Genomic DNA, 3955 nt, shown 5'->3' with positions numbered 1-3955 from the left:
TCATCTCTTCTTCGTCACTCAATTGTCAAATATGCTCGATATTCTCCTCATTCGTTCCTAAAATAGAAGAAAAATCTCTAAAAATAGTTTCAAAAGCACTAAGTCCGACAGACTGCTAAGCTTGCTGTTTATATCCTAAGCTCCGGAGGAGATTTTTGCCAATTTTTAGAATCTGTTTATTGACAGGAAGCAGACATTTCTTTAATGTGAACATATAAGCACACGCTTATGTGTGTGGATTTTATGAGGTTGGATTATGGTGCAGAAAAATGAATTTATACTAACAGGACTGAGCTGCTCTCACTGCGCCTCTGTCATAGAAGATAAAGTCAATGAATTGGACTGGGTGAAAGAAGCCAGGGTCAATCTGGCCACACAGATTTTATATCTGGATGGAGCCGGTTTGAAAGAAGAAAACAGGCTGGAGCTTCAGAATCTGGTGGATTCCATTGAAGACGGCATTCTTGTGGAAGGCAGGAAAGGCATCGCTGCCCCACCATCGCTACACCATCCCGGCGCTGCCTTGCTGAAGAAGATCCCCGAGATCCTGGGGGCTCTTCTCTTCTTTGTACTTGTATTCATAAGAGGGAAAGTCTCACTGGGATTGATCCCCGGGATTGCTCTGTATGGAACCTCCTACCTCCTGATCGGCCGGAGTGTTTTATACAGCGGTTTGAAGAACATGAAGAACGGCCGCTTTCTGGATGAAAATTTTCTGATGATTCTGGCGACTGCGGGAGCCTTTGCTATTCAGGAGTTTCCAGAGGCTGTCGCCGTCATGCTTTTTTATCAGCTGGGTGAGTTTTTTCAGGATCTGGCAGTCGACCGGTCCCGCCGGTCTATCCGGAGCCTCATGGATTCCAAACCGGGACTGGTTCAGGTCATAGCTGGGACCTTAATTGTGGAAACTGCCCCGGATCTTGTGAAACCCGGGACTCTATACCGTCTCAGACCGGGAGATAGAATCCCCCTGGACGGCGTCGTGATCAAGGGGCAGGGATCCGTGGATACTTCTGCTCTCACGGGAGAATCTTATCCCAGACAAGTCACCGAAGGAAGCCCTGTCTTGAGCGGTTATGTAAACAGGGACGCTCTGCTGGAAGTCAAATCAACCAAGAGTCTTTCTGAATCCTCTTATGCCAGGATTATTCGGATGGTGGAGGAATCCAGCAGCCGCAAGGCAAGGTCGGAGCAGTTCATTACCCGCTTTGCCCGTTACTATACCCCTGTTGTTGTAGGACTGGCGGCCCTGCTGGCTGTGGTTCCCCCAATGCTGTTCGAAGGAGCTAATTTTCGGGACTGGTTGTACCGGGCTCTCGTGTTTCTGGTCGTCTCCTGTCCCTGTGCCCTGGTTATTTCCATCCCTCTGGGATTCTTTGCCGGTATAGGAAGGGCCTCAAAAGAAGGAATCCTTGTGAAGGGCGGTAATTTTCTGGAAGCCTTGAATTCGATTGATACGGTCTTTCTGGATAAAACGGGGACCCTCACGAAAGGTGTTTTTTCTCTGACATCCCTTCACCCCGCCCCGGGTGTTGATGATCAGACTCTCCTGAGGCTGGCAGTCCTGGCTGAATCAGGCTCAACACATCCTATCGCCGAGTCTCTCCTCAGAGCCTGGAAAGAAAGGGGCGGCTCAGCTCTGTATCCCGACTCGGTAGAAGAGCTTGCCGGCCAGGGTATCCGTGCCCGTTCCGGGGATCAAATTATCAGCATAGGGAAAAGGGATTGGTTGGAAAAATCAGGTGTTAACCTCCTATCCTCTGATTTTCAGGAAGCCTCTTCAGAAATGAGATCGGGAGGGACAAGGATTGCTGTTGCTCTCGACACTATCTATCAGGGAACTATTCTGCTCTCCGATGAGATCCGCCCGGATACTGTTCAGGCACTGAAAGATCTGAGAAAATTCGGAATTAAATCCATCATTATGCTGACAGGAGACAATGCCGCAACGGCAGAATCGGTGGCTTCTAAATTGGATCTGGATGGTTTTTATGCAAACCTCCTGCCCCATCAGAAAGTCGAGGCTGTAGAGAAGTCTATTGCCTCTGGTGCAAAAACGGCCTTTATGGGAGACGGTATCAATGATGCCCCGGTACTGGCCCGTGCAGATGTTGGAATCGCCATGGGTGGCCTGGGGTCTGATGCGGCCATCGAGGCAGCGGATATCGTCCTCATGGCGGATGAGCCTGCCCGTCTGGTGAATGCTTTTAAAATTGCCCGGAAAACAAGACGGGTTGTGATGCAGAATATTATCTTGGCTCTGGGGATAAAAACGGTGATTCTTATTCTGGCAACCCTGGGTTATGCCGGCATGGGTCTGGCTATTTTTGGGGATGTGGGAGTGGCTCTGCTGGCGATCCTCAATGTGCTGAGGATCATGTCAGGTCGTGAATCCACTTCCCTGAGAGAACCCGGGATAGTCCTGTCAGGTACTTGATCAGCTCCTCACTCAGACACAGCAGATAGACCATGGGGGGCGGCAGTTTCAGCACTAGTCCCGCAAAGGCTACCAGGGGAATACTGATAAACCACAGGGGGATGAGCTCCAGGGCGGCGCAGAAATGAGTGTCTCCTCCGCTCCTGAGTATCCCAATAATAATATGCATATTTGAAACCTTCACAAACAGGACAATTGTAAAGATCCGGAGCATCTGGACGATCAGGTTCCCCACATATTCGGATATATTGAAGAGTCCCGGGACGTAGGGAGCCAGAGTAAAAATGATAATCCCCACAACTGCGGCTACAAGGGGTGCCACCATCAGGATGGTCTTGGCACTACGCCTCGCTTCTTTCTGAAGTCCTTCACCAATCATGTTTCCAAGGACTATGGCTGTCGCGTTACCTGTCCCAACAAAGAGGACAAAGGTCAGTCTGGAAAAGGTATCCATGATGTTATAAGCCGCCAGAACTTCCGTCCCCATCCGCGCATAGACCAGGGTGAACATTGTCATTCCGAAGGACCATCCAATTTCATTCAGGATGACCGGATTTACCTTATGGAAAAAGCGTTTGACGAATTTTCTGTTCAATTGGATCATCTGCCTGATAGAACCGGCGATAGGGTATTTTTTAAGATAGATAATCAGGACAAGAGAGAGCATTTCTATTATTCTCGCACCCGATGTTGCCAGAGCGGCCCCTGTCATTCCCATCTGGGGGAGGCCGAACTTTCCAAAAATGAGGGCATAATTGAAAAAAGCGTTTAGACTCAGTGCCGTGACGGAGAGAAACAGGGGAAGCTTGACGACACCGGTGCTTCGCAGCACTCCCTGGTAGACGATGGTTCCTGCGGTAAACATATAGCTTACCGAGGCTATCCTGAGGTAGGGAATGCCAGCCTCAATAACCCTCTGATCTTTGGTGTAGAGGCCCAAAATCTGAGCCGGAAAGAGTTGTGATGCCAGGGTGAACAGGGCCGCTCCCAATAAACCCAGGACAAGAGCCATTCCCAGGGCTCTGTGGATTCCAGGGATATCCTTTTTACCCCAGAACTGGGCGACAAATACGGATGAACCGCTGCTGATGCCAAAGAGAAGGAGAAGGATCAGGAAGAAGATCTGATTGGACAGGGCTACGGCAGCAATGGATGTCTCTCCCAGCTGACCAATCATCAGGGTATCCACAAGGTTGAGCAGGGTTTGAACCAGATTTTGAGCCGCAATGGGCAGAGCCAGAATCAAAAGTTTTTTAAAGCTTTTTCCATCTTGTTTCAGCCGGGAGATTATATTTATGTTCCGGGATACGGTCAGAGGCTGTTCATTCATGCAGAGCCATAATACTCCTGCTTGAATGATTAGTCCATGGAGCGTTTCCGCCCCGGGAGATCTTTGGATTTCCTGCTATTCATCTGTTTTTCTGTACCGGGTTGGAGTGACACCCATGACTTTTCGAAATTTCCTGGAAAAGTATTAGCTGTCGTCAAAGGCTGTTCTGAAGGCAAATTCAGTGATGT

The 3955-nt window shown here is 49.4% G+C and carries 2 protein-coding genes and 1 pseudogene; 1 reads left to right on the top strand and 2 read right to left on the bottom strand.

Annotation, left to right across the window (positions count from 1 at the left end; all coding sequences use genetic code 11):
• The first annotated feature begins 256 nt into the window (after nt 1-256).
• Nucleotides 257-2437, top strand: a complete 2181-nt coding sequence (locus PF479_RS07785; protein WP_298004511.1) for a heavy metal translocating P-type ATPase — start codon at nt 257-259, stop codon at nt 2435-2437.
• Here the strand turns inward: PF479_RS07785 and PF479_RS07780 are convergent.
• Both PF479_RS07780 and PF479_RS20750 read right to left on the bottom strand, forming a co-directional pair.
• Nucleotides 2376-3767, bottom strand: a complete 1392-nt coding sequence (locus PF479_RS07780) for an MATE family efflux transporter (protein ID WP_298004508.1) — start codon at nt 3765-3767, stop codon at nt 2376-2378. The two genes, PF479_RS07785 and PF479_RS07780, sit on opposite strands and share 62 nt — an antisense overlap.
• A 75-nt stretch (nt 3768-3842) precedes the next feature.
• Nucleotides 3843-3911 (bottom strand): annotated as a pseudogene (locus tag PF479_RS20750) (AraC family transcriptional regulator); the annotation flags it as partial.
• Nucleotides 3912-3955 lie beyond the last annotated feature (44 nt).

Origin of the sequence: Oceanispirochaeta sp. (assembly GCF_027859075.1) — a bacterium.
In the GTDB taxonomy this organism is placed as follows: domain Bacteria; phylum Spirochaetota; class Spirochaetia; order DSM-2461; family DSM-2461; genus Oceanispirochaeta.
This window is presented reverse-complemented; position numbering and strand designations above follow the sequence as displayed.

Excerpts from the sequence above, each read along its gene's own strand:
- PF479_RS07785 (WP_298004511.1), top strand. The coding sequence starts at position 257 with ATGGTGCAGAAAAATGAATTTATACTAACAGGACTGAGCTGCTCTCAC.
- PF479_RS07780 (WP_298004508.1), bottom strand. The coding sequence starts at position 3,767 with ATGAATGAACAGCCTCTGACCGTATCCCGGAACATAAATATAATCTCC.